This window comes from Micromonospora noduli (assembly GCF_003264365.1).
GTDB lineage: Bacteria > Actinomycetota > Actinomycetes > Mycobacteriales > Micromonosporaceae > Micromonospora > Micromonospora noduli.
In genome coordinates, this window is record NZ_PYAK01000034.1 from 25,163 (window position 1) to 48,290 (window position 23,128).

Sequence of the window (23,128 nt, forward strand, 5' to 3'; positions counted from 1 at the left end):
GCAGCCTAGTCGGCCGACCGGGAAAGGCATCCGACCATGGCGGCGGGCCGTGGCCGCGTCCGTTGCGGTGGCTGTTCGGGCAGTTCACGGCCCCTGTCCGGAGGTCTGTCGGGAAAAACGCCGCACGCTGCGCGGAGTGCCGGACCGGTTGCCGGGTATGCGCCCGGCGCAGTCCATGCGACAGGAGGGACATCATGCTGAAAACCCTCGCGGTCCGGCAGGCCGACATCGGCGATGCCATCGCCGACACCTGGAGGTCGGTGCTGCTCTTCATCCCGAAGGCAGTGGCCTTCATCGTCATCCTCGTGGTCGGCTGGCTCATCGCCAGAGCCGTCCTCAAGATCGTGGATACGGTGCTGGAACGGGTGCGTTTCGACCAGGCGGTCGAACGCGGTGGCATCAAACGGGCCCTGGAGAGAACGAAGTACGACGCCAGCGACATTCTGGCCAGACTGGCGTACTACGCCGTACTGCTGTTCACGCTGCAGTTCGCCTTCGGAGTCTGGGGGCCCAACGCGATCAGTGACCTGATCAGCGGCGTGGTGTCCTGGCTGCCGCGCGCGTTCATCGCGATCGTCATCGTGGTGGTGGCGGCCGCGATCGCCAACGCTGTCCGGGATCTGGTCACCGGGGCGTTGGGAGGGCTCTCGTACGGCAAGGTCCTGGCCGACCTGACGGCGATCTTCATCATCGCGCTCGGTGTGATCGCCGCCCTGAACCAGGTGGGTATCGCCACCACTGTGACCACCCCGGTGCTGATCGCGGTGCTCGCCACGGTGGCCGGCATCCTGATCGTCGGCGTCGGCGGTGGTCTCGTGAAGCCGATGCAGAAGCGCTGGGACGGCTGGCTGGACCGGGCGGCCCAGGAGGCTCGGGCGGTGCAGCAGCAACGTCAGGCCACGTCAGCCGGGCGTAGCGACGTGGAGCGGCAGATGGCCGACCGCGGGGGTGACCGCACCCAGGCCATGCCTCGGGTGGACGAAGCCCAGCAGTACCGCTCGTAGCGGGGCGGAACGGCACGACGGGTCGGAGGGTGTTCCGCGGACGACGCGGGGCGCCCTCCCTCGCGTGTCAGTGCCGGTCGAGTGCGCGAGCCAGCGCGCAGACCGCGACCAGCCGGGTGAGCAGCCACTCCGGGTGGCTCCAGTCCACCGGCCCGCTGGGCGGCGTCCACCCGTGCTCCAGGGCGGCGGCACGCACCCCCTCGGCGTAGCCGGCGAGCGCCGCGGAGGTCAGCGGCGTGCGGTCCCCGTCGAGGCTGTCCCGGACGGCCGCCGCATGCTGGTCGACGAGGGCCAGCAGCCCCGGTCGCGCGGCGGCGGCGGCGAGCCCGACAGTGCCCACGGAGACGGTGAGGGCGGCCAGGGTGGACCGCGCCGAGTCGACGGCGGTACGGGAGGCGACCCGGTTGAACGGCACACGCATGGTGACCGAGGCTAACCGACCGGTGACAGTGTCGACCTCGGCCACTCGGCGGATGTCAGCTGCCCCACTGGGGCGGACGCCGCTGACCTGGGGGATTGATCCGGCACAGACGGGGCAGCAGGAGAACACCCACGGACGACGGCACCCGGCACGGAGGCACGGATGGGACAGCAGGCGGACGGACCCGACGAGCGGCACCGGCGGCCGGACGGCGTCAGCGACGCTACTGTCGCCGCGCTCGGCAAGCTCAGCGAGGCCCTGGAGTGTGTGGAGCGGGCCCGGGGGCACCTCTACTCGGTGCACCAGTTGATCGGCCATGCCGACCTGATGCTCGACGACGCGGTGGAGCAGTTTCGCGCCGCCGGGCATCCGCATCTCGCCGACCGGATCGCCACGGAGCTGCGTGGCCGCAACGTCATCGCCGGACGGTGGACGTTTCAGATCGTCGAGGACTTCGACGACGGTTACCACGCGCTGTTCCGGGAGTTGGACCAGCAGGCCCGCGACGAGTTGGTGGGTGGGCGGCGCCACCTCTACGAGGCGGAGATGAAGGAACGCCGCCGTAGCCGGGGCCGGCCGGGCCACGAGGCCCGGCCGGGCGGCGGAGGCTAGTCGCTTGTCGCGTTGGCCGGGCGACGCCGTGCCGCGTCGTCAGCGATGATCACGGTGGCCACCATCAGCGCGACGCAGAGGCTGAACAGCCACGACTCGTCGGCGACGAGCCAGGCGGACACGGGCGCCTGGAGCGCGGCGAGCAGGAAGCCGAGCCAGGCGAGCCGGCGCTGACGCGTGGAGAGGATTCCGGAGCCTTGATGCATCCCGAAATTCTTACGCGAACCGGCCGGCTTGCCGTCCTCCGATCGGCCGATTCTGGATGAGCTGTCCGTTTTCTCGACCGTACGGACACGACTTCTTTGCGCCGAGGGCGATCGGGTGCCGACGGCGCTAGGGTGCCCCTGCGGCAGGATGGTGTCTCGTGTCCACCCCGCCCGCGCGTCCTCGCGCCGCACTGCTCCTGCTGTCCTACCTCGCGTTCGTCAGTCTCGGCCTGCCCGACGGCCTGCTCGGCGTCAGCTGGCCCTCGATCCGGGGTGACTTCGACGTGCCGACCGAGGCGGTCGGGTGGGTGCTCACCGCCGGCACCGTCGGCTATCTCACCTCCAGCGTGCTGGCCGGCTTCACTCTGGCCCGGGTCGGCGTGGGCGCCCTGCTCGCCGGCAGCACCCTGCTGGCCAGCCTGGCGCTGACCGGCTACTCGGTGAGCCCCGTGCTGGCGGTGCTGGTGGGCTGTGCGCTGCTGCTCGGGCTCGGCTCCGGTGCGGTCGACTCCGGGCTCAACGCGTACGCCGCCGGGGCCTTCGGACCCCGCCACATGAACTGGTTGCACGCCTTCTTCGGCCTCGGCGTGGCCATCGGTCCACTGATCATGACCGCGGTGCTGAGCGCCGGGCTCGCCTGGCGTTGGGGGTACGGCATCGTGGCCGCCGCCCAACTCGTCCTCGCCGCCGCGTTCGCGCTCACCGTGCGGGCCTGGCACCGCGGCGCCCCGGGCAGCACCGAGGCCGACGCCCCGGTGCCCACCGAGGCCGGTGCCGCCATCCAGGCCGGGCCGACGTCGGCCGTCCGCGTCCCGGTTCGGGCCACGCTGCGGCTGCCGGCGGTCTGGTCGGGAACGCTCGCCTTCGTGCTGTACGTGGCGATCGAGGTGTCCGCCGGGCTGTGGGCGTTCCTGCTGCTGACCGAGGGGCGCGGGCTCAGCGCGGCGTTGGCCGGCGGCTGCGTCTCCGCGTACTGGGGCAGCCTCTTCATCGGCCGGGTCGTGCAGGGTCTGGTGGCCGAGCGCCTGGGGGCGGGGCTGGTGCTGCGCGTCAGCCTTGCCGGAATGGCCGTCGGCGCGGCGCTGATCGCCGTTCCCGGGCCGGCCCTGCTGGCGGTGCTCGGCCTGGTCGTTGTCGGTTTCGCCGCCGCGCCGGTGTTTCCGCTGCTCACCCTCACCACCGCCGAACGGGTCGGCGCGGCGCACGCGGACCGGGCCATCGGGCTGCAGATCGGCGCCGCGGGCGTCGGTGCGGCGCTCGTCCCGGCCGGGCTGGGCGTGCTGATCGGCAACACCTCGGTGCAGGTGCTGGGCTCGGCCCTGCTGGTGCTCGCGCTGGCGCTGATCGCGCTGTACGAGTGGGGCGACCGTCGCTCGACCGGCCGGCCCACCGGGCAGCCGGCGCCCACTCAGCCCGGCCGGGAGGGTCAGCCCGCGTCCGGACCGGTCCGCCCGGTGGTGGACGGGCGGTAGCGGCGCTCCGGGTCGGTGTCCTCCCGGCTGTTGCCCTGGGCCTGCCCCTTCCGGTCGTCCGCTGCCGGCCCGTGGCCGAACGTCGCCTCTTCCCCCGCGTCGTTGCCGGTCACGTCGTCGGCCTGCCCGTCGAGGCTGGAGCCGGCCACGGCCTGCTCCAGCTCTTCCAGCGGAATCCGCTCCTCGTCCCGCCACACCCTGATGCTGTCGTCGGTCATGTCTTGAGCGGTACCCGGGCGCGATGATCGCAAACGGTGGCGTGCGACAAGGCTGAGACACGGCGATGGCCGCCAGGATTCTGGCGGCCATCGGTGTCACTGCTCAGGTCACGGCTGCGGACGGTCCACCGACCCGCGCCAGGCACCGGTCTCCTGACCGCGTCGCTCGATGAAGGTCTTGAACCGCTCCAGGTCGCTCTTGGCCCGCCGGTCGACGATGCCGAGCTTGTCACCGGCCTGCTCGACCACCCCGTGCGGCTCGAACTCAAGCTGCAGGGTGACGCGGGTCTTGTCCTCGTCGAGCCGGTGGAAGGTCACCACACCGGCCTGCTGGGTGCCGCCGGTGGAGCGCCAAGCGACGCGCTCGTCGGGCAGCTGCTCGGTGATCTCGGCGTCGAACTCGCGCTTCACCCCGGCGATGTCCACAGTCCAGTGGGTCATCGTGTCGGAGAGCTGCCGGACCTCCTGCACACCCTCCATGAACTCGGGGAACTCCTCGAACTGCGTCCACTGGTCGTACGCGGTGCGTACGGGTACGGAAACGTCCACATGTTCGGTAACGCCACTCATCGGGGAACCTCCTTCAGTCGCCGGTGGATTGCCGGATCGGGGGCGATCCTGATCACCAGCGAGTTGTCTCGTTCTTGTTGCCCAGCGCGGCCCACACCTCGGAGACCGTCTGGTAGACGGTGCCCTCGGGCAGCCGTTCCAGCGCCGCCACGATGTCGTCCGGCGCCTCGTTCTCACGAGCGCTGGCAATGAGCACCAGACGGTCGCCCGGCAGCGCGCTCATCGAGATGAACCGGCCGAGCCGGCTGCGCTGCTCGACGTCCGTGGAGCTCATGCCCTTCGGGGCGCCGGTGCGCGTCTCACCCGCCGGGACGGTGCTCACCTCCGGCTGGTCCTCACCGGCCGGTTCGGGCACCCGGAACTCGTCGACCCGAGAGCCACCGGTCCCCGGCCCCTGTACGAGGCCGCTGACCTCCTGACTCATCTGTTCGTCGATCCTCGGTCCGTGCTTGCTGTTGCCACGCTCCATGCCTTCTGCGCTACCCGGCACCCGGCGCGGTAAACCGGCACCGGGCCGCGAACCGGCCCCCGGCCCGTCGGCGAACCGGACAACACGACCGAACGGGACCTCACTCGTCGGCGGGCTTGCGGGGCGGCAGCACCGGCTCGTCCGGGTCCGGGTCGCCGGCCTGCAACTGCCGTCCGCGCTGCACCTCGGAGTTGATCTGCACACCCAGCATCAGCGCCGAGTTGGACAGGTAGAGCCAGACCAGGAACGCGATGGCCGCTCCGAGGCTGCCGTAGGTGGTGTTGTACGAGCCGAAGTTGGCCACGTAGAGGCCGAAGCCGAAGGAGGCCGCCGCCCAGGAGATCAGGGCCACCGCGCCGCCCGGGGTGAGCCAGCGGAACCGGGGCTGACGCACGTTCGGCGCGATCCAGAACAGCAGGGACAGCAGCACCATCATGATCATGGCGAGGACCGGCCACTTCGCCACGCTCCACGTCGTGCGGGCCAGGCCGCCGGCGTTGATCAGGTCGCCGACCGCATCGGTGACCGGCCCACTGACGATCAGGCCGAGGGCGACCACCGCGAGCAGCACCAGCGTGATCGCCGCCAGGCCGATCTGTAGCGGTCGAAGCCTCCAGACCGGGCGGCCCTCGGTCACCCCGTAGACGGCGTTCGAGGCTCGGGTGAAGGCACCGATGAAACCCGACGCGGACCAGAGCGCGCCGAGCAGGCCGAAGCTCAGCAGCAGCTTGGGGTTGCTCTGGTCGAGCACCACGGTCCGGATCACCCCGACCACGCCACCCTCGTCGTTTGTCAGCACCGACCCGGCGCCCACTTGGTTGGCCAGGTCGACCACCGTGTCCAGGGTCCGCTCCCCGTCGGAGACCAGACCGACCAGCGCCACCACCACGATGGCGGACGGAAAGAGCGCCAGCACCCCGTAGTACGTCAGCGCGGCGGCCCAGTCGGAGCAGTTGTCGTTGACGAAGTTCTGCACGCTGCGAACCAGCACCCCGCGCCAGGTCCGCCAGCTCAACTGCCGCATCCGTCGGGGCACCCGCGTGTCCGGTGTGCCGTCGAGCGTCGTATCGGGCTCCGTGGTCGTCATGCCCGCTCCCTGCGCCCCGGCCGCCGGATGACCGGTCGTCCGGTCTGGCCTGGCCCGGCGGTACCCGGATGGTGAAATCGACAAACCCACGCGGTACCGGGCGGCGTCGCTACGGTTTGCCGCCCGGTCACCGGGGAACGGTCACAGTGACAGTGTCGACACGGAGGAGGACGAGATGCCCGGGCGCGAAGACCTGCCCAGCACGCTGCGACGCTCCCCGGAGAAGGCGCAGCGCACATGGGAGAAGACGCACGACTCGGCGGTCGAGACCTACGGCGAGGGGGAGCGGTCGCACCGCACCGCCTTCGCCGCCGTGAAGCATGAGTTCGAGAAGGTGGGCGACCACTGGGAGCCGAAGGGCCGCAAGGGCCCCAGCGACCAGCAGGCCGCCGGTGGCGGGCCGGAACGGCGGGCCCCCACAGCCGGTGGCGTGGACGCCAACGCCACCAAGGACCACCTGATGTCGGTGGCCCGCAAACTCGACGTGCCCGGGCGGTCCGGCATGACCAAACCGGAGCTGGTCACGGCCATCGAGAAGGCCAACGACCGCGCCACCCGCAAGGCCCGCGGCGACTGACCGCGGCCGCACACCGGAGCACAACCGACGCGGTACGGGCGGACGCGCCACCCCTGCGTCCGCCCGTACCGTTCACCAGTGCCCGCCGCCGGGCGCCTCGATGTGCACCGCCTTCGTGGCGGTGAACTCGTCCAGCAGCTCCGGGCCGTACCCGAAGCCCTGCCCGCTGGCCCGGCGCGGATGCGCGGCACCCCCCGGCGCACCCCCGAACACCGCGTTGACCTTGACCGTGCCCACGGGCAGCTCCCGCCACGCCCGCTGCGCGTGACTCATCGACGGGGTCAACACCGTTGCGGCCAGCCCGTACGGGGAGTCCGCAGCGCAGCGCAGCGCCTCGTCGAACGAGTCGACCACCACCACCGGGGCGACCGGCCCGAAGGTCTCCTCCCGGACCAGCGGCATGTCGTGGCGGCAGTCGGTGACGACGGTGGCCGGGTAGAACGCCCCCGGCCCGTCCGGCACCTCGCCGCCCACCCGCACCCGTGCGCCGTCCGCCACCGCGGCCGCCACCTGCCCGTGCACGTGGTCCCGGTGCCGCCGGTCGACCAGCGGGCCCAGCTCGGTGCCCGGGTCCCGGCCCGGTCCGACCCGTAGGGCTCCGGCGCGGCGTACCAGCGCGGCCACGAAGTCGTCGGCCACCTCCCGGTGCACGTAGAGCCGCTCCACCGCCACGCAGATCTGCCCGGCGTTGGCGAACGCGCCGAGCGCGGCCTGCTCCGCCGCCCACTCCGGGTCGACGCCCGCATCCACGATCAACGGGTCACTGCCGCCGTTCTCCAGGAGCACCTTCGCGCCGGTGCGGGCCGCCGCGGCGGCGATCGCCCGCCCGGTCGCTGTGGAACCCACGTGGGCCACCACGTCGACGTCCTGCGCCGCCAGTGCCGCACCCACCTCCGGGCCGCCGGTGAGCAGCGACAACACCCCGGCCGGCAGCGCCTGGTCCAGTGCTCGGGCCAGCAGCCAACCCGTCGCCGGTGTCCGTTCGCTCGGCTTGTAGAGCACCACGTTCCCGGTCACCAGGGCCGCGCCGAGCAGTCCACAAGAGACCGCCACCGGGTCGTTCCAGGGGGTGATCGCCGCGACCACCCCGCGTGGCTGCGGGGTCAGGAAGTCCAGCGCGTCGGTTTCGCCGTTCAGCGTGCGCCCGCCACGCAGCGGTGCCAGTTCCGCATACTGTCGCAGGGTGCCGATCCCCGCCTCGACGCCGCCGCGGGCGTCCGCCAACGGCTTGCCCATCTCCGCGGTGACCGCCGCCGCCAACTCCTCGATGACCGCCTCCACCGCGTCCGCGGCCCGGTGCAGCGCCGCCGCGCGTTCCGCAGGAGCGGTCGCCGCCCACTGGGCCGCCGCGTTGCGGGCCGCCTGGGTCGCCTTGCCCACCTCGTCGGCAGTGGCCACCGGCACCGTGCTCACCGGCGCGTCGTCCGCCGGATCACGCACCACCAGTTCGCCGCCGTCGCCGCCCGCACCCCACACTCCGCCCACCAGCTGCGCAACCGTGTACATGCGGCGTTGGATGCCCCGGCCTCGACGAGGCAAACGCGTTTCGCCCGGTTGCGCGCCGGGTAGGCGGATCCGATGACAACCACCACCGCGCAGAGCGCGGACGCCGTCATCGTCGGCGCCGGGCACAACGGCCTGGTGGCGGCCAACCTGCTGGCCGACGCCGGCTGGGACGTGGTGGTGCTGGAGGCGACAGCGGTGCCCGGCGGCGCGGTCCGCTCCGCCGAGGTCACCGCACCCGGCTACCTCAGCGACCTCTACAGCTCTTTCTACCCCCTCGGGTACGCCTCGCCCGTGCTGGGCGGCCTGGACCTGGGTCGACACGGGCTGTCCTGGCGGCACTCGCCGGACGTGCTGGCGCACCTGCTGCCGGACGGTCGAGCCGCGGTGATCAACCGGGACCCGGACGTCACGGCAGCGTCGCTGGAGCAGTTCGCCCCTGGGGACGGTAAGCGCTGGCTCAACGCGTACACCGACTGGCTCGACGTGGCCGACCCAATGCTGGAGGCGATCACCTCGCCGTTCCCACCGGTACGCGGCGGGCTGGGCCTCCTGCGTCGGTTGCGCGTCGCCGGCGCGCTGCGACTCGCGCGGCGCCTGGTCGTGCCGGTCCGCAAACTTGGCGACGAACTCTTCGACGGTCCCGGCGGGCCGGCCCTGCTGGCCGGCTGTGCCCTGCACACCGACCTCTCCCCGGAGGAGGCCGGCTCCGGGGTGTACGGCTGGCTGCTGGCCATGCTCGGCCAGCAGGTCGGCTGGCCGGTGCCCGACGGAGGCGCGCAGCAGATCACCAACGCGCTGGTGGATCGGCTACAGGGGCTCGGCGGGACGATCATCTACGGTGCCCGAGCCGATCGGGTGCTCACCGCCCGGGGCCGGGCGATGGGGGTCCGGACCGTCGGCGGCGGGCTGTGGCGGGCCCGGAGGGCCGTGCTCGCCGACGTGCCGGCGCCGGCGCTCTACCTCGACCTGGTCGGCGCGGCGGCACTGCCGTCCCGGCTGGTGGAGGACCTGGCGCACTTCCGGTGGGACGGTTCCACGCTGAAGGTGGACTGGGCGCTCTCCGCGCCGGTGCCCTGGACGAACCGGCAGGTGGCCGGCGCCGGCACCGTGCACCTCGGCGCGGACCTGAACGGGCTCACCCACTACGCCAGCGAGTTGGCCCGTGGCGAGCTGCCCCGCGACCCGTTCCTGCTGGTCGGGCAGATGTCGGTGGCGGACCCGAGCCACTCCCCTCCGGGCACCGAGTCGCTCTGGTCGTACACCCATCTGCCGTTCCGGCGGAACTGGCGGGCCGAGGAGATCGCCGGGCACGTGCAGCGGATGGAGGACGTGCTGGAGGCGGCGGCCCCGGGTTTCCGGAGCCTCATCGTGGGCCGACACGTGGCCGGGCCGGCCGACCTGGAGAAGGGCAATCCGAGCCTGGTCGGTGGCGCGCTCGGCGGCGGGACCGCCGCCGCGTACCAGCAGCTCTTCCTGCGCCCGATCCCTGGCCTGGGCCGGGCGGACACCCCGGTGGACCGGCTCTTCCTGGCCAGCGCGTCGGCGCACCCCGGCGGCGGTGTGCACGGCGCACCGGGCGCGAACGCGGCCCGCGCCGCGCTGGCCCGCGACCGCGCGCTCACCGGCCGCGCCTACGCCGCAGCCATCTCCACCGCCCACCGCGCCATCTACCCCGACTAATTCCCACCCCCACCCCCACCCCCACCCCCACGGCTCCCGGTGATCAAGAGGTTTGCGTCGCCAGCGTCGGCGGATCTGACGCAAACCTCTTGATCACCCAGGCGGGGTGGGGGGAGAGGAGGGGAGAGGGGGGAGGGTTAGCGGGTGATGTTGCGGTGTTTGCTGCGGAGGCGGAAGGGCATGAGCGCGCTCTCCACCTTGGTCGCGGTGGTCATCTTGGAGACGCCGTCGCGCCGCTCCTCGAAGCGGATCGGCACCTCCAGGATGGTGTGCCCCAGCTTGGTGGCGAGGTAGTGCATCTCCACCTGGAAGCTGTAGCCGTTGGACTGCACCCGCTCCAGGTCGATGTCGCGCAGGGCTTCGGCCTGCCAGATCTTGAAGCCGGCGGTCAGGTCCCGGATACGTACCCGTAGCAGGGTGTGCACGTAAAGGTTGGCCCAGCCACTGAGCGCCCGGCGGTAGAGCGGCCAGTTCTCGTCCAGCTCGCCGCCGGGGACGTACCGGGAACCGATCACCACACTGGCCTGGGTGGAGAGCAGCGCGCCGAGCATCCCCGGCAGCGCCTCGGGCGGGTGCGAGAGGTCGGCGTCCATCTGCGCCACGTACTCGGCGCCGCCCTCGATCGCCCGGGTCATCCCGTCCACGTACGCCCGGCCGAGGCCCTCCTTGCCGGCGCGGTGCACCACCTCGATCCGGTCGGGGTGCTCGATGGCCAGCTTGTCGGCCACCTCCCCGGTGCCGTCGGGGGAGTTGTCATCGGCGACGAGGATGCGCAGCCCCGGCAGCGGCAGCGCGAGCAGCCGCTCGACCAGCGCCGGGAGGTTGCCCGCCTCGTTGTACGTGGGCACCACGACGGTCAGGCGTGCGTCCCGCCACGGCGTCGGCAACTGCACCGGCTTGATCATGTCGGTCATCCTCGGTTTGCGGACAAGGGTCATGGAAAGGGTATCTAGTTCCCGCATTCGGTCTGAGGGAGGCACCCCTTCCGGGAGTTGCGGACCCTCGCCACCCACCGTGCGCAGGCGTCGAAGCCCTGGTCAGAGGCTCGCTGGTCAACGACGACGGCGAGCGACCGCGTTGAGGGCGAGCGCTGCGACGGCGATCGCGACACCGGAGAGCGCTGGTTTGTGCGTGCCCACCCACAGTGCCGCGGAACGGTCCCGCGCCTGTTCGCGGAACACGCCCGCCGTGCCCCGGTCCGTGTCCGCATCGCCGGGGTGATCCAGATTGTCCCGCCAGGTCGCCGGATCGATCTTCTCGCCGGTCTGCTGGCTGTCGTAGCCGTCGCGGGCCAGCTTGCGGTCCAGCAGGCCGGGGAACAGGGCGTCGCCCACCCGGGCCTGCCAGGTCGGGCCACCCACGTTCAGCTCCCTGGTGCCACGGTCGGCGGCCCAGACGATGGCCCGGGCGGCCAGCTCCGGAGTGAAGATCGGCGGTACCGGTTGCGGATGCCGGGGCAGCCGGGTGCGGACCCAGGAGAACTGCGGCGTGTTGACCGCGGGCAGCTGCACCATTGACAACTTCACCCCCGGGCAGTCGTGCAGCAGCTCGGCGCGCAGCGAGTCGTTGAACCCCTGGACGGCGTGCTTGCTGGCGCAGTACGCCGACTGCAGCGGGATCCCCCGATAAGCCAACGCCGAGCCCACCTGCACGATCGTGCCCCGCCCGTGCGCCCGCATGTGCCGCAGCGCGGCGAGGGTGCCGTGCACCGTGCCCAGGTAGGTGACCTCGGTGACCCGACGGAACTCGCGAGCCGGGATCTCCCAGGCCGGCGCGAACACCGACGCCATCGCGTTGTTGATCCACACGTCGATGCCGCCCCACCGGTGCACCACGTCGTCGGCGGCCTGCTGCACCGCGCCCGCGTCGGCCACGTCGACCCGGTACACCCGCACGTCGGTCGCGCCGCGCAGTCGGCACTCCCGCTCGGCGGCGACCAGACCCGCCTCGCCCCGGGCCAGCAGCGCCAGCCGGGCGCCGCGCGCCGCGTACGCGTGGGCGACGGCCCGACCGACGCCGGCGCTCGCCCCGGTCACCACCACGGTCTGCGTCACGGTGACCCCTTCTGCCGGGTGGCGATGTCGGCGAGGCGGTCCAGGGTCTCCCGGTTACGCAGGTGCAGCACCAGATCGTTGACCTTGTTGCGGACCCAGCGCAGCGGGCCGGCGGCGAAATCCTCCCCGATCCGGATGCGGGTGGCGTTCTCGCCGACCGGCTCCAGCGTGAAGGCCACGATCGCCTCGCCGGCCGGCCAGAGACCGGCCTTCAGCACGAGCCGGTGCGGCGGTTCGCAGACCAGCACCGTCGAGGCGTCCTGCAAGGAGAACGGCCACGGCCCGGCCTTGTGGTGCAGTTGGCTGCCCACCCGGGGCCAGGCGTCGTCCACGTCGCGTACGTGTGTCGTGCCGACCACCCAGTCGCTGTACGTCCATCCGTCCGCGAGCACGTCGAACACCTGCTGCGGGGAAGCGTCAATCACTTTCTCCACAATCGCCACCGGTATCCCATACCCGGAGCACGGCACGGGCTAACGGCTGACCTGGTTAGCTTCTCTCAGACGGCGGGTAAGGCCGACCCGGGGCATCGCTGGCGGCGCTGGCCCACCGCCTCCACGACGACGTTTACTCCTCGGGGCGCAGGGAACCCGCCGGCTGTGCGACAGGACCAGGAGGATCCGTATCAGCGCAGGTCAGCCCAGGTGTACGCCGCTGCTGACCGCGCCGGTTCCGGGTCTGTCGCAAGCCCCCGAGCGGTGCTCTACGACGCGGTGCTGCTGGACCGCGACGGCACCCTGATCGAGGACGTGCCGTACAACGGCGACCCGGAGAAGGTGCGGCCGGTGCCGGGCGCTCGGGCGGCGCTGGACCGGCTGCGCGCGGCCGGGCTGCGGCTGGCGGTCGTCACGAACCAGTCGGGCCTGGCCCGGGGTTACTTCACCGGTGAGCAGATGCGGGCCGTGCACGCCCGCGTCGAGGAGTTGCTGGGCCGGTTCGACGCGTGGCTGGTCTGCCCGCACGACGACGCCGACGGCTGTGACTGCCGCAAGCCGGCGCCGGGCCTGGTGTACGCCGCCGCCCGAGAGTTGGGCACGACGCCGTCCCGCTGCGTACTCGTGGGCGACATCGGCCGGGACGTCGGCGCCGCCATGGCCGCCGGGGCCGCGGGGGTGCTGGTGCCCACCCCGGTGACCCGGCCGGAGGAGGTCGTCGCCGCCGGGTGGGTGGCCACCGATCTGCCGGCGGCGGTGGCGGAGATCCTGCGCCGCCAACAGGCTGTGCAGCCCTCGACCCCGACCACCGAACCGGTACGGACGGCGCTCGTGGTCCGCTCGGATTCGGCGGGTGACGTGCTGGTCACCGGCCCGGCGATCCGCGCCGTCGCGGCTGGAGCGGAGCGGGTGGTGCTGCTGTGCGGGCCGCGTGGTCGGGCCGCCGCCGACCTGTTGCCCGGCGTCGACGAGATCATCGAGCATCCGCTGCCGTGGATCGACCCCGCGCCGGGGCCGGTCGACCCGGAGGCCATGCGGAGCCTGTCCGCGCGGCTGGGTGCGGTCGGCGCGGACCAGGCGGTGGTGTTCACCTCGTTCCACCAGTCCGCCCTGCCGCTGGCGCTGCTGTTGCGGATGGCGGGGGTCCACCGGATCGCGGCGATCAGCGACGACTATCCGGGCTCGCTGCTGGACATCCGGCACCGGGTGCCGGTGGGCGTCCCCGAACCCGAACGTGCCCTTTCCCTGGCCGCCGCCGCCGGCCACCGGCTGCCCCACGGCGACGAACCGGTCCTGCGGCTGCGCCGAGACGCCGTGCCGCCGCGCCCGGCCGACCTCGGCGATCCGGGGTACGTGGTGCTGCACCCCGGGTCGGCCGCGTCGAGCCGGGCCTGCCCGCCCGAGGTGGCCACCCGGATCGTCGGGGCGCTGGCCGACGCCGGGCACCGGGTGCTGGTGACCGGCGGCCCGGACGAGCGCGCGGTCACCGCCCGGGTCGCCGCGGCCGGCGGCACCGACCTGGGCGGCCGCACCGACCTGGCCGGGCTGGCCGCTATCGTCGCGGACGCCAGCGCGGTGGTGGTGGGCAACACCGGGCCCGCGCACCTGGCGGCCGCCGCCGGTGTGCCGGTGGTGAGTCTCTTCGCGCCGACCGTCCCGTTCGGCCAGTGGGGGCCCTACCGGGTGCCGACCGTCCGGCTCGGCGACGCCGCCGCTCCCTGCCGGGACACCCGGGCGGCCAGTTGCCCGGTCCCCGGGCACCCCTGCCTCAGCGGCGTCGACCCGGGCGACGTGGTCGACGCGCTGCGAACTCTCGCCGTCAGCGGTGGTGGCGGCCGATGAACATCCTGCTCTGGCACGTGCACGGCTCCTGGACCACGTCGTTCGTGCACGGCAGCCATCGCTACCTGATTCCCACCACACCCGACCGCGGCCCGTACGGCCTCGGCCGGGCCCGCACCTACCCGTGGCCGGACAGCGCTGTCGAGGTCAGCCCGGGGGAGTTGCCGAGCGCTGACGTCGACCTGGTCATCCTGCAACGCCCCGAGGAGATCGACCGGGCCGAGCAGTGGCTTCGTCGCCGCCCCGGTCGCGACCTTCCGGCGATCTACGTCGAGCACAACACCCCCAAGGGCGACGTGCCGAACACCCGCCACCCGATGGCCGACCGCGACGACCTGCTCATCGCCCACGTCACCGGGTTCAACCAGATCTTCTGGGACACCGGCGCCACGCGCTCCACAGTGGTCGACCACGGCATCGTCGCTCCCTCCGCGTCCTACACCGGGGAGCTGGACCGACTCGCCGTGGTGATCAACGAGCCGGTACGGCGAGGTCGGGTCACCGGCACCGACCTGCTGCCCCAGTTCGCCGAGATCGCGCCGCTGGACGTCTTCGGCATGGGCGTCGCCGGCCTGGCCGACCACCTCGGGCTGCCCGCCGACCGGCTGACCAGCCACGATGACGTGCCCCAGGAGCGGATGCACACCGAACTGGCTCGCCGGCGGGCGTACCTGCATCTGTGCCGGTGGACCTCCCTCGGGCTCAGCCTCATCGAGGCGATGGCGATCGGCATGCCGGTCGTCGCGCTCGCCACCACCGAGGCGGTGATGGCGGTGCCCCCGGAGGCGGGGGCGCTCGCCACCCGGACCGACACCCTGCTCGACGCCGCCCGCCGGTTCATCGCCGAACCGGCTACCGCGCGGCAGGCCGGAGCGGCGGCGCGAACCGCCGCGCGCGACAGGTACGGCCTCGACCGTTTCCTCGCTGACTGGGACCGGCTGCTGGAGGAGGAAGTATGCGGATCGCGATGATCTCGGAGCACGCCAGCCCGCTCGCCGTCCTCGGAGGGGAGGATGCCGGCGGCCAGAACACCCACGTCGCGGAGCTGTCCGCCGCGCTCGCCGCCGCCGGGCACGAGGTGCGGGTCTACACCCGCCGCGACGCGCCCGACCTGCCGGTGACCGTCCGCAGCCCGGACGGGTACGACGTGGTGCACGTGCCGGCCGGCCCGGCCGAGCCGGTGGCCAAGGACGCGCTGCTGCCGCACATGCGGGAGTTCAGCAACTGGCTGATCGAGCGGTGGCGCGGCGGCGACTGGGTGCCCGAGGTGATCCACGCGCACTTCTGGATGAGCGGCCTGGCCGGGCTGAGCGCCGGCCGGCAGACCGGGGTGCCGGTGGTGCAGACGTACCACGCGCTGGGCACTGTGAAGCGCCGCTACCAGGGTGTGCAGGACACCAGCCCGGCCCGACGGGTCTCCTACGAGCGGGAGCTGGGCCGCTCGGTGGACCGGATCGTCGCGCAGTGCCGCGACGAGGTGGGCGAACTGGTCCGGATGGGTGTGCCCCGGTCCCGGATGACAGTGGTGCCCTCCGGGGTCAACCTCGCCACCTTCGCCCCGCTCGGACCGGCCGCCGACCGGGAACCGGGGCGGGCCCGCATCCTCACCGTGGGTCGGCTGGTCGAGCGCAAGGGCTTCCAGACCGTGATCCGCGCGATGGCGTTGGTCCCGGACGCCGAGTGCGTGGTCGTCGGCGGCCCGCCCGAGGGGCTGTTGGAGACCGACCCGTACGCCCGGCGGCTGCGGGCCCTCGCGGAGTCGTGCGGGGTTGCCGATCGGGTGCACCTGGTCGGCGCGGTGCCCCGGGAGGAGATGGGCCGCTGGTACCGCTCGGCGGACCTGCTGGTCGCGGCGCCCTGGTACGAGCCGTTCGGGTTGACCCCGCTGGAGGCGATGGCCTGTGGGGTTCCGGTCGTCGGCACGGCAGTGGGCGGCATCCGGGACACAGTGGTCGACGGGACGACCGGTGACCTCGTGCCGGCCCGGGACCCGCACGCCCTGGCCACCGCGATCCAGGGGCTGCTCGACGACCGGATCAGGCGTTTCGCGTACGCGACGGCGGCGCGTGAGCGGGCCCGGGAGCGGTACTCGTGGGCGGCCACCGCCGAGCGGCTGGTCGAGGTCTACAGCGAGGTGGCCGCCGTGCGCCGGCCGACCCGGGTGGTGGCCTGATGCCGACGGGCAGCCTGCTCGACACCCACCTGACGAATCTCGCCGCGGCGCTGGTGCCGTACCGACGGTGTGAGCGACAGCTGGCGCGCTGGGGCGCGGACCTGGCCCACCGGCTGGCCGCCGGGGGGCGCCTGCTGGTGGCCGGCAACGGCGGCAGCGCCGCGGAGGCCCAGCACCTCACCGCCGAGCTGGTGGGCAAGCTGCACGACGACCGCCAGCCGCTGTCCGCGATCGCGTTGCACGCCGAGACGAGCGCGCTCACCGCCATCGCCAACGACTACGGCTACACCGACGTGTACGCCCGCCAGGTGCGCGCCCACGGCCGCCCGGGCGACATCCTGCTGTTGCTGAGCACCAGCGGAACCAGCCCCAACCTGGTCGCCGCCGCGCAGGCCGCCCGCGACGTCGGGGTGACCACCTGGGCGCTCACCGGCACCGCGCCCAATCCGCTCGCCGACGCCTGCGACGACGTGCTGGCCGTCGCGTCCCCGGACACCCAGGTCGTCCAGGAGCTGCACCTGGTGACCAGTCATCTGCTCTGCGAGTACCTCGAACAGGAGTTGCCCGCCGCGCTGGCGGCAGTCGCCGATCCGGCGGTCGTCCACCCCGGGCCCGGGGAGCCCGCACCGGCCGGTCGGCTGCCTTCCGCGCCGGTACGCACCGGGGTCGAGGTGGTGCTCGACGGCGGGCCCGGACAGCAGGTCGACGCGTGAGTCGGACAGCAGGTCGACGCGTGACGATGAGGAGGCAAGCGTGAGGGGACCGGTGGTGGTGCTCGGGGACACCCTGCTCGACCGGGATGTGGAAGGTGTGGTGAACCGGCTCTGCCCGGATTCCCCGGTGCCGGTGCTCGACGAGACCGTGGCCACCGACCGACCGGGGGGCGCCGGGTTGGCGGCGGTGTTCGCCGCCGCGCAGGGCGCCGAGGTGGTGCTGGTGACCGCGCTCGCCGACGACGCCGGCGGGGCCCGGCTGAGCGCGCTGCTCGCCGCCGCCGGCGTGCAGGTGTATCCCCTGGCCCTCTCCGGTGCGACGCCGGAGAAGATCCGGCTGCGGGCCCGGGGGCGGGTGCTGCTGCGCCACGACCGGGGCGGGGCGTCCGGGGAGCCGGGTCAGCCCTCCGACGAGGTGCTCCGGGTGATCGCCGCGGCGTCGGCGGTGCTGGTCAGCGACTACGGCCGGGGGGTGGCCCGGCAGCCCGCGCTGCGCGACGCGTTGGCCGCCACCCGCGCACCGGTGGTGTGGGACCCGCATCCGCGCGGCCCGGCAGCCGTGCCCGGCGTACACCTGGCCACCCCGAACGAGTCCGAGGTGCGCGAGCTGGTCCCCGCGCTGCCCGGGGCCTCCCGACTTGCCACCGCGTCCCGCGGCGCCCAGGGGCTACGACGGCGCTGGCGCGCCGGCGCGGTCGCTGTGACGCTGGGCGGCGACGGTGCGCTGCTCTGCCACGCCGGGTCCACGCCGCTGGTGGTGCCGACGCCGGGTAGCGCCGAGGGGGACACCTGCGGTGCCGGCGACCGGTTCGCGGCGGCGGCCAGCCTCGCACTGGCCCAGGGCGCGCTGGTCTCCGAGGCGGTGCAGGTGGCGGTCGCCGAGGCGTCCGCGTACGTGGCCGGTGGGGGAGTGGCTACGGTGCTGCCTCCATCGGCGCCTACGGTGCGGGCCAGGAGTGCGCCGGGGCCGCGAGCCCTCCAGCCGGCACCACGAGGTGGTGCGGTGGCCGACCGGGTGGGAGTCGCAGCTGTCGCCACGCTCCTGGGTGAGGTACACGCCGCGGGTGGCACTGTGGTGGCGACCGGCGGTTGCTTCGACCTGCTGCACGCCGGGCACGTGGCCACCCTGGAGGCGGCGCGGCAGCTCGGCGACTGCCTCATCGTCTGCCTGAACTCCGACGCCAGCGTGGCCGGGTTGAAGGGGCCGGATCGGCCGGTGCAGTCCGAAGCTGACCGCAGCCGACTGCTGGCCGCCCTGAGCTGCGTCGACGCGGTCCTCATCTTCGACGAGCCGACCCCGGAGACGGCGCTGTCCTGGGTACGCCCCGACGTGTGGGTCAAGGGCGGCGACTACGCCACCGGCGGTGGGGACGCGAGCGTCACCCTGCCGGAGGCGGAGGTCCTGCGCCGCTGGGGTGGGAACACCGTGGTGGTGCCCTACCTGGACGGTCGTTCCACCACCGACCTGATCGTCCGCACGCTCGCGGAGCGGACCCGATGACCGCCACGCGGCCCGGCGCCGGGCCCACCGTCCTGGTCACCGGCGGCGCCAGCGGCCTCGGCGCGGCGGTGGTCGCCGCGGTGGCCGCCTCCGGTGGCCGACCGCTCGTGCTGGACCGGCAACCGCCGGCCGACGGGGTGTCCTGGACCGAGTGCGACCTGGCCGACACGCGAGCCGCCGAGGTGGCCACCCAGCACCTCGCCGAGCAGGCCGGTGGCCTGGACGCGGTGGTGACCGCCGCCGGCACGGACGTGCCGGGTCGACTCGGCGACCTGCCGGGGGAGACCTGGGACCGGATCGTCGCCGTCGACCTGCTGGCCACCGCGGCGGTGATCCGGGCCGCGCTGCCGTTCCTGCTGACCTCCCGGGGCCGCATCGTCACCGTCGCCTCAACCCTGGGCGTCAAGGCGGTCAGTGACGCCACCGCGTACTGCGCGGCGAAGTTCGGCGTGGTGGGGTTCACCCGAGCCCTCGCCGCCGAGCTGGCCGGTCAGGTCGGCGTCACCCTGCTCATTCCGGGTGGGATGCGTACCGCGTTCTTCGACGAACGTGACCCGCAGTACAAGCCGGGGCCGGACGCGAACCTCAACGAGCCCGCCGACACCGCTGCCGCGATCATGTTCGCGCTCAACCAGCCGCCCGGTTGCGCGGTGCGCGAGATGGTGGTCTGCGCCGAGCAGGAGACCTCGTACCCGTGATCCTCGTGCTGCGCGCCCTCGGCGTCGGCGATCTGGTGACCGCGGTGCCCGCGCTGCGGGCGCTGCGGGCCGCGTACCCGTCGCGGGAGCTGGCGCTCGCCGCGCCCGGCTGGCTGGCCCCGCTGGTCGACCTGGTCGGTGGCGTCGACCGGCTGGTGGACACCGCCGGGCTGGATCGCCCTCTCCGGGTGGGGTCGGCCCCGCGGGTCGCGGTCAACCTGCACGGGCGCGGCCCGCAGTCGCACCGGCTGCTCGCGGCAACCCGGCCCGGTCGGCTGCTCGCCTTCGCCAGCCCGGACGCCGGCTGCGCCGACGGCCCGCGCTGGGCCGTCGACGAGCACGAGGTGGACCGGTGGTGCCGGCTGCTGTCCTGGTACGACATCCCGGCCGACCGCGCCGACCTCAGCCTGCGTCGGCCCGGGGCGGCGGGGCTGCCCAGCGGTGTCACAGTGCTGCACCCGGGCAGCAAGATCCCGGCCAAGCGGTGGCCCGCCGAGCGGTTCGCCGCGCTGGCCCGGGCGCTGACCGACCAGGGGCACCGGGTGCTGCTCACCGGCTCGGCCGACGAACGGGCGTTGGCGGCCCGGGTGGCGGAGGCGGCGGGCCTGAGCTCGGACGCCGTGCTGGCCGGCAGGACCGACCTCGGCGCGCTCGCCGCGCTGGTGGCCGACGCCCGGCTGGTGGTCAGCGGGGATACCGGGGTCGCCCACCTGGCCACCGGGTACGGCACCCCGTCGGTCGTCCTCTTCGGGCCGGTGCCACCGGCGCACTGGGGGCCTCCACCGGATCGGCCGCGGCACCGGGTGCTCTGGGCCGGCGAGGCGGATTGGCCCAGGTGGGACGGGGTAGGAAGCCACCCGACGATGGCGGCTCTGCGCCTTGACGAGGTGCTGGCCGCCGTGGCCGAGGTGGAGAGGGTGGTGCGGGTCTCCGGTGCGGTTGCGGCGTAGCGACCCGGGTCGACCGGGGTACGGACGGCGTCGGCGCGGACGGGGTTGGCTCTTCGTCGACCAGTCCGGGGCTCCGGTGCGGGATCCGGATGTCCTGGCCCGGCTGCGGGAGTTGGTCATCCCGCCGGCCTGGCAGGACGTGTGGATCGCGCCGCACCCGAACGGGCACATCCAGGCGATCGGGATCGACGCGGCCGGGCGAAAGCAGTACATCTACCACCCGCGGTGGCGGGAGAAGCAGGACGAGGCGAAGTTCGACCACATGCTGGAGGTGGCCCGGCGGCTGCCGGCGCTGCGCGAGCGCGTGGGGCGCGACCTTGACGGCCGTGGGCTGGGCCGGGACCGGGTGCTGGCGACGGTGACCCGACTGCTGGACATGGGGATGTTCCGGGTCGGCAGCGACCAGTACGCGAACGGCGACGACCCGACGTACGGGGTGGCGACCCTGCGCCCCGAGCATGCCCGGTCCCGGCGCGGCTGCGTGGTGTTCGTGTTTCCGGCGAAGGGAGGCATCGAGCAGGTACGCCGGATCGAGGACCCGGAGCTGTGCCAGGTGCTGGTGGATCTGCGCCGTCGTCGGCGACGGGCGGAGCGGCTGTTCGGCTACTGGGACGGCCGGGAGTGGCGCGACGTGCGCAGCGACGAGGTCAACGGCTACCTGCGCGACGCCAGCGGTGGGGAGATGACCGCGAAGGACTTCCGTACCTGGCACGCCACAGTGCTCGCGGCCACCGAGTTGGCCACCGTCGGCCCGGCCCGCTCGATGACCGCCCGGCGGAAGGCGGTGGTCGCCGTGATGCGTGAGGTGGCGGAGCTGCTGGGCAACACGCCGACGGTGGCTCGCGCGTCGTACGTGGACCCCCGGGTGGTCGACCTCTACCACGACGGGGTGGTGGCGTCGGTGGACCCGCAGGCGCCTCGCGAGGAGGCGGAGCAGGTCGTCCTGAAGCTGCTGGAGGGGGCCTGACCGGCCCCGTCGGCGGTTCTGGGGGGAAGCGCGACGGAGCCGGAGCCTCGGGCGTCAGTGGGGCGCCACCGGGCGGCCGCCCGCCGCTCGCGCGGCGGGCGCCTCGCCACGGCCCCCGTTGGCGGCCCACCAGGTGGCGGCCGGCCGCGTTGGTGTCAGTCTGCCGGCAGCGAGTTGACCGTGGACGCCTGGCGGTTGACGATCCGCGCCAAATCCGAACCACTGTCGCGGTGTTCCTGCGGGGTGGTGCCGTACGCGGCCCGGAATACCCGGCTGAAGTGGGCCTTGTCGGAAAAACCCCACCGCGCCGCCACGGTCTGCACGGGCTGCGTGCGCAGCGCCGGGTCGGCCAGGTCGCGCCGGCACCGGGCCAGCCGCAGATCCCGGATGTACGACGCCACAGTGACGTCCTCGGCCTCGAACAACCGGTGCAGGGACCGCACCGAGATGTGGTGGGCGTCGGCCACGACCTGCGGGCCGAGTGTCGCCTCGCCGAGGTGGCGGTGGATGTACGACTGCACCTGGGTGAGCAGCGCCCGGCGGCGGACCTCGGTGGGCACGGCGTCCTCGGCGACGAGGTGCCGGCCGAGCATTGTGGTGGCCAGGTCGAGCCCCACCGCGCCGAGCCGGCTGGCGTCGGCGGCATGGTACTGCTCGGGGTGCCCGGTCACCTGGAGCAGGAACTGCGCCAGCAGCGCCCCGATCCCCTCGCTGCCGGACATCCGGCCGCCGTAGAGCGCGGCCATCCGCTGCGGCGGTAGGGGCAGGGCGGCGTGCGGGATCATCGTGACGATCGAGGTGGCCTGGTCCCGGTCCGGCTCGGTGGCGTGGTGGCAGACGTCGTGCGGGCGGGACCCGTCGTAGAAGGTGAACTCGCCGGCCAGGATCTCGCTGCGGCGACCGTCCTGGCTGGACGTGCCGATGCCGCCGGTGGTGAGGGCGAGGATGTACAGCTCCGGGTCGGACTGACGGACCAGCTTCGGGGTCCGGGTGGCGTCCAGGGACGGGTATTCGTACTGCGCCAGTTGGATCGGGCCGAGCGCGATGAAATTGGCGCGGGCGGCGAAGTCGTCGCTGTGCGCGGACTGGATGCGCAGCGGCACCGAGGTGCGTGCGACCAGGTCCAGCCACATGCCGAACCGTTCGCCGGGTGGCAGGACGGTGGTGTCGATGATGTCTCTCGGCAGCATGGGGCTCCCTCAGCCCGCCCGGCGTTGGATCAGCGCCTCGACGCCGTCGAGGATCCGGTCCAGGCCGAAGACGAACTCGTCGTCGGGGTCGTCGTCCTGGTAGAGCACACCGGCGCTCAGTACCCGGTGCAGCGCGGGGAAACGGGCCGGGTCGATGAGCCGGGCCACCAGTCGACCGTACGCCGGCATCATCTCGCTGGGGTCGACGCCGGCGGCCCGGCTGCCCTCGGCGATCTGCGAGGTGAGGGTGGCCTCGTTGCGGACGTACCCGGTGATCAGCAGGAGCACCGACATCTTCTCGCCCTCGCCGAGGGTGGTGCCGTCGAGGCAGCGCAGCCCGTCCTCCATCCAACCGAGCTGCTGCGGGGTGATCGGTGGGCCGCTGATCGGCACGTGCAGCAGCCAGGACCGTTGCCGCAGCACCTTGTGCTCGGCCCAGGCCCACCGGGTGAGGCCGGCGCGCCAGTCGTCCTCCGGGGCGGGTGGGCCGGGGGAGGGGCCGTACCCGGTGTCGACCATGAGCATCAGCAGCTCGTCCTTCGAGCCGACGTACCGGTAGAGGGCCATGGTCGCGGCGCCCAACTCCTTGGCCACCCGGCTCATCGAGACGGCCGCGAGGCCGTCGGCGTCGGCCACGCGTACGGCGGCGTCCACGATGGCGGGCACGCTCATTCCCGGCCGGGGGCCCTTGGGTGGCCGCTCCCGCAGCCCCCACGCGCTCTCGATGGCCGCTGGGATTACCGGACCGCTGCCGTCTGTCTTCGCCGCCACATTTCCTCCTTGC

General features: G+C 73.3%; 25 protein-coding genes. 13 read left to right on the top strand and 12 right to left on the bottom strand.

Annotated features, from left to right (window positions below; all coding sequences use genetic code 11):
• Positions 1–194 precede the first annotated feature (194 nt).
• A complete protein-coding gene (locus GUI43_RS22565) occupies positions 195–1,004 on the top strand; it encodes a mechanosensitive ion channel family protein (protein ID WP_091401646.1) in 810 nt (269 codons plus the stop codon).
• 67 nt (positions 1,005–1,071) lie between these two features.
• On the opposite strand, the gene GUI43_RS22570 is transcribed toward GUI43_RS22565, so the two are convergent.
• Positions 1,072–1,425, bottom strand: a complete 354-nt coding sequence (locus tag GUI43_RS22570) for a DUF6401 family natural product biosynthesis protein (RefSeq protein WP_112583451.1) — start codon at positions 1,423–1,425, stop codon at positions 1,072–1,074.
• A 162-nt stretch (positions 1,426–1,587) separates the two neighbouring features.
• On the opposite strand from GUI43_RS22570, the gene GUI43_RS22575 reads away from it, so the two are divergent.
• On the top strand, positions 1,588–2,037 hold the full coding sequence (locus tag GUI43_RS22575; protein WP_112583417.1) for a hypothetical protein: 450 nt from the start codon (positions 1,588–1,590) through the stop codon (positions 2,035–2,037).
• On the opposite strand, the gene GUI43_RS22580 is transcribed toward GUI43_RS22575, so the two are convergent.
• Positions 2,034–2,243, bottom strand: coding sequence for a hypothetical protein (locus GUI43_RS22580; protein WP_091401653.1), 210 nt, complete (start codon positions 2,241–2,243; stop codon positions 2,034–2,036). The two genes, GUI43_RS22575 and GUI43_RS22580, sit on opposite strands and share 4 nt — an antisense overlap.
• Before the next feature lie 158 nt (positions 2,244–2,401).
• Between GUI43_RS22580 and GUI43_RS22585 the strand changes: the two genes are divergently transcribed.
• Positions 2,402–3,715 (top strand): MFS transporter, encoded by a 1,314-nt coding sequence (locus GUI43_RS22585; RefSeq protein WP_112699738.1) that lies wholly within the window; start codon positions 2,402–2,404, stop codon positions 3,713–3,715.
• Here GUI43_RS22585 and GUI43_RS22590 read toward each other — a convergent pair.
• From GUI43_RS22590 to GUI43_RS22605, 4 genes are all read right to left on the bottom strand, one after another.
• The gene (locus GUI43_RS22590; protein ID WP_112583415.1) at positions 3,670–3,933 is read right to left on the bottom strand and encodes a hypothetical protein; all 264 of its coding nucleotides are present in this window, start codon (positions 3,931–3,933) and stop codon (positions 3,670–3,672) included. The genes GUI43_RS22585 and GUI43_RS22590 overlap by 46 nt on opposite strands.
• Positions 3,934–4,041: 108 nt before the next feature.
• On the bottom strand, positions 4,042–4,503 hold the full coding sequence (locus tag GUI43_RS22595; protein WP_112583414.1) for an SRPBCC family protein: 462 nt from the start codon (positions 4,501–4,503) through the stop codon (positions 4,042–4,044).
• A gap of 52 nt (positions 4,504–4,555) precedes the next feature.
• A complete protein-coding gene (locus tag GUI43_RS22600) occupies positions 4,556–4,972 on the bottom strand; it encodes a DUF2795 domain-containing protein (RefSeq protein WP_091401660.1) in 417 nt (138 codons plus the stop codon).
• 100 nt (positions 4,973–5,072) lie between these two features.
• The gene (locus GUI43_RS22605; protein ID WP_112699739.1) at positions 5,073–6,059 is read right to left on the bottom strand and encodes a YihY/virulence factor BrkB family protein; all 987 of its coding nucleotides are present in this window, start codon (positions 6,057–6,059) and stop codon (positions 5,073–5,075) included.
• A gap of 175 nt (positions 6,060–6,234) precedes the next feature.
• Here GUI43_RS22605 and GUI43_RS22610 point away from each other — a divergent pair, with 175 nt between their 5' ends.
• Positions 6,235–6,636: a ChaB family protein gene (locus GUI43_RS22610; RefSeq protein WP_112583412.1), complete on the top strand. Its 402-nt coding sequence runs from the start codon at positions 6,235–6,237 to the stop codon at positions 6,634–6,636.
• 72 nt (positions 6,637–6,708) lie between these two features.
• On the opposite strand, the gene GUI43_RS22615 is transcribed toward GUI43_RS22610, so the two are convergent.
• Positions 6,709–8,142 carry an aldehyde dehydrogenase family protein gene (locus tag GUI43_RS22615; protein WP_112583411.1) on the bottom strand — a complete coding sequence of 478 codons (1,434 nt, stop codon included), beginning with the start codon at positions 8,140–8,142 and terminating at the stop codon, positions 6,709–6,711.
• 72 nt (positions 8,143–8,214) lie between these two features.
• On the opposite strand from GUI43_RS22615, the gene GUI43_RS22620 reads away from it, so the two are divergent.
• Positions 8,215–9,822 carry a phytoene desaturase family protein gene (locus GUI43_RS22620; protein WP_112583410.1) on the top strand — a complete coding sequence of 536 codons (1,608 nt, stop codon included), beginning with the start codon at positions 8,215–8,217 and terminating at the stop codon, positions 9,820–9,822.
• Positions 9,823–9,959: 137 nt separating this feature from the next.
• On the opposite strand, the gene GUI43_RS22625 is transcribed toward GUI43_RS22620, so the two are convergent.
• The 3 genes from GUI43_RS22625 to GUI43_RS22635 form a co-directional block, all read right to left on the bottom strand.
• On the bottom strand, positions 9,960–10,727 hold the full coding sequence (locus GUI43_RS22625) for a polyprenol monophosphomannose synthase (RefSeq protein ID WP_091402208.1): 768 nt from the start codon (positions 10,725–10,727) through the stop codon (positions 9,960–9,962).
• 147 nt (positions 10,728–10,874) lie between these two features.
• Positions 10,875–11,876: an SDR family oxidoreductase gene (locus GUI43_RS22630; RefSeq protein ID WP_112699740.1), complete on the bottom strand. Its 1,002-nt coding sequence runs from the start codon at positions 11,874–11,876 to the stop codon at positions 10,875–10,877.
• The gene (locus GUI43_RS22635) at positions 11,873–12,301 is read right to left on the bottom strand and encodes an SRPBCC family protein (protein WP_341866358.1); all 429 of its coding nucleotides are present in this window, start codon (positions 12,299–12,301) and stop codon (positions 11,873–11,875) included. The genes GUI43_RS22630 and GUI43_RS22635 overlap by 4 nt, the downstream gene beginning before the upstream one ends.
• A gap of 174 nt (positions 12,302–12,475) precedes the next feature.
• Between GUI43_RS22635 and GUI43_RS22640 the strand changes: the two genes are divergently transcribed.
• From GUI43_RS22640 to GUI43_RS22675, 8 genes are read left to right on the top strand one after another with little or no spacing between them, the layout of a single operon-like run.
• Positions 12,476–14,152 carry an HAD-IIIA family hydrolase gene (locus tag GUI43_RS22640; RefSeq protein ID WP_112602191.1) on the top strand — a complete coding sequence of 559 codons (1,677 nt, stop codon included), beginning with the start codon at positions 12,476–12,478 and terminating at the stop codon, positions 14,150–14,152.
• The gene (locus GUI43_RS22645; protein ID WP_112699741.1) at positions 14,149–15,123 is read left to right on the top strand and encodes a glycosyltransferase; all 975 of its coding nucleotides are present in this window, start codon (positions 14,149–14,151) and stop codon (positions 15,121–15,123) included. The genes GUI43_RS22640 and GUI43_RS22645 overlap by 4 nt, the downstream gene beginning before the upstream one ends.
• Positions 15,108–16,325: a glycosyltransferase gene (locus GUI43_RS22650; protein ID WP_112699742.1), complete on the top strand. Its 1,218-nt coding sequence runs from the start codon at positions 15,108–15,110 to the stop codon at positions 16,323–16,325. The genes GUI43_RS22645 and GUI43_RS22650 overlap by 16 nt, the downstream gene beginning before the upstream one ends.
• Positions 16,322–17,038, top strand: coding sequence for a D-sedoheptulose-7-phosphate isomerase (locus tag GUI43_RS22655; RefSeq protein ID WP_112583450.1), 717 nt, complete (start codon positions 16,322–16,324; stop codon positions 17,036–17,038). The genes GUI43_RS22650 and GUI43_RS22655 overlap by 4 nt, the downstream gene beginning before the upstream one ends.
• 40 nt (positions 17,039–17,078) lie before the next feature.
• Positions 17,079–18,539 carry a PfkB family carbohydrate kinase gene (locus GUI43_RS22660; RefSeq protein WP_112699743.1) on the top strand — a complete coding sequence of 487 codons (1,461 nt, stop codon included), beginning with the start codon at positions 17,079–17,081 and terminating at the stop codon, positions 18,537–18,539.
• Positions 18,536–19,237, top strand: coding sequence for an SDR family oxidoreductase (locus GUI43_RS22665; RefSeq protein WP_112583403.1), 702 nt, complete (start codon positions 18,536–18,538; stop codon positions 19,235–19,237). Before GUI43_RS22660 ends, GUI43_RS22665 begins: the two co-directional genes overlap by 4 nt.
• Entirely contained in the window at positions 19,234–20,187 is a 954-nt protein-coding gene (locus GUI43_RS22670; protein WP_112699744.1) for a glycosyltransferase family 9 protein, read from the top strand. Before GUI43_RS22665 ends, GUI43_RS22670 begins: the two co-directional genes overlap by 4 nt.
• A complete protein-coding gene (locus GUI43_RS22675; RefSeq protein WP_112583401.1) occupies positions 20,171–21,154 on the top strand; it encodes a DNA topoisomerase IB in 984 nt (327 codons plus the stop codon). The genes GUI43_RS22670 and GUI43_RS22675 overlap by 17 nt, the downstream gene beginning before the upstream one ends.
• A gap of 155 nt (positions 21,155–21,309) precedes the next feature.
• Here the strand turns inward: GUI43_RS22675 and GUI43_RS22680 are convergent, their stop codons facing one another.
• Both GUI43_RS22680 and GUI43_RS22685 read right to left on the bottom strand, forming a co-directional pair.
• Positions 21,310–22,344, bottom strand: a complete 1,035-nt coding sequence (locus GUI43_RS22680; RefSeq protein ID WP_112699745.1) for an AraC-like ligand-binding domain-containing protein — start codon at positions 22,342–22,344, stop codon at positions 21,310–21,312.
• 9 nt (positions 22,345–22,353) lie between these two features.
• A complete protein-coding gene (locus tag GUI43_RS22685; RefSeq protein WP_112699746.1) occupies positions 22,354–23,115 on the bottom strand; it encodes a TetR/AcrR family transcriptional regulator in 762 nt (253 codons plus the stop codon).
• Positions 23,116–23,128 lie beyond the last annotated feature (13 nt).

Coding starts and splice junctions, on each gene's coding strand:
- GUI43_RS22575 (WP_112583417.1), top strand. CDS start 1,588: ATGGGACAGCAGGCGGACGGACCCGACGAGCGGCACCGGCGGCCGGAC.
- GUI43_RS22590 (WP_112583415.1), bottom strand. CDS start 3,933: ATGACCGACGACAGCATCAGGGTGTGGCGGGACGAGGAGCGGATTCCG.
- GUI43_RS22595 (WP_112583414.1), bottom strand. CDS start 4,503: ATGAGTGGCGTTACCGAACATGTGGACGTTTCCGTACCCGTACGCACC.
- GUI43_RS22645 (WP_112699741.1), top strand. CDS start 14,149: ATGAACATCCTGCTCTGGCACGTGCACGGCTCCTGGACCACGTCGTTC.
- GUI43_RS22665 (WP_112583403.1), top strand. CDS start 18,536: ATGACCGCCACGCGGCCCGGCGCCGGGCCCACCGTCCTGGTCACCGGC.
- GUI43_RS22565 (WP_091401646.1), top strand. CDS start 195: ATGCTGAAAACCCTCGCGGTCCGGCAGGCCGACATCGGCGATGCCATC.
- GUI43_RS22680 (WP_112699745.1), bottom strand. CDS start 22,344: ATGCTGCCGAGAGACATCATCGACACCACCGTCCTGCCACCCGGCGAA.
- GUI43_RS22620 (WP_112583410.1), top strand. CDS start 8,215: ATGACAACCACCACCGCGCAGAGCGCGGACGCCGTCATCGTCGGCGCC.
- GUI43_RS22625 (WP_091402208.1), bottom strand. CDS start 10,727: ATGATCAAGCCGGTGCAGTTGCCGACGCCGTGGCGGGACGCACGCCTG.
- GUI43_RS22580 (WP_091401653.1), bottom strand. CDS start 2,243: ATGCATCAAGGCTCCGGAATCCTCTCCACGCGTCAGCGCCGGCTCGCC.
- GUI43_RS22610 (WP_112583412.1), top strand. CDS start 6,235: ATGCCCGGGCGCGAAGACCTGCCCAGCACGCTGCGACGCTCCCCGGAG.
- GUI43_RS22650 (WP_112699742.1), top strand. CDS start 15,108: ATGCGGATCGCGATGATCTCGGAGCACGCCAGCCCGCTCGCCGTCCTC.
- GUI43_RS22600 (WP_091401660.1), bottom strand. CDS start 4,972: ATGGAGCGTGGCAACAGCAAGCACGGACCGAGGATCGACGAACAGATG.
- GUI43_RS22570 (WP_112583451.1), bottom strand. CDS start 1,425: ATGCGTGTGCCGTTCAACCGGGTCGCCTCCCGTACCGCCGTCGACTCG.
- GUI43_RS22605 (WP_112699739.1), bottom strand. CDS start 6,059: ATGACGACCACGGAGCCCGATACGACGCTCGACGGCACACCGGACACG.
- GUI43_RS22615 (WP_112583411.1), bottom strand. CDS start 8,142: ATGTACACGGTTGCGCAGCTGGTGGGCGGAGTGTGGGGTGCGGGCGGC.